The sequence below is a fragment of the Mesorhizobium sp. M7A.F.Ca.ET.027.03.2.1 genome (genome assembly GCF_003999175.1).
Taxonomy (GTDB): Bacteria; Pseudomonadota; Alphaproteobacteria; order Rhizobiales; family Rhizobiaceae; genus Mesorhizobium.
The window spans coordinates 1-390 of record NZ_RZOM01001971.1 but is presented as its reverse complement, the minus strand read 5'-3'; the positions used below and the strand labels follow the sequence as shown (position 1 = coordinate 390).

The window sequence follows — 390 nt, the reverse complement described above, 5'->3', positions numbered from 1 at the left end:
GGTCAGCGATGCCGGCGCCTCCGGCAGCATCTTGCGCAGCCGCTCGAACGCCAGCCGCTGCTTCTCATTGGCCGGATGCTCCGGCTCGTCGGCGCAGGCCAGATGGCTCATCACGTAACGGATGTCGATGCCGTCGAAGGCCTGCGGGTCGGCGGCGATGCGATCCACATCCCGAGGCGCCATGCCGAGCCGCGACATGCCGCTGTCGACCTGGATCGCGGCCTGCAGTTTTCGGCCGGCGCGGCGAGCCGTCACACGCCAAGCCGCCAGTTGCTCGGGGCTGTTGATAACAGCGCAAAGGTTTGCTGCCACGGCGTCCGGCTCGGCACCGGGCGGAATGCCGTTCAACACGAAAATGGCAGGGCCCGGCCCAAGCGAGTGGCGCAGGGC

The 390-nt window shown here is 68.7% G+C and carries 1 protein-coding gene; it reads right to left on the bottom strand.

What is annotated here, in order from left to right; all coding sequences use genetic code 11:
• A partial coding sequence (locus EN750_RS39025; RefSeq protein ID WP_189526901.1) for an alanine racemase occupies positions 1-390 on the bottom strand: 390 nt, incomplete at both ends.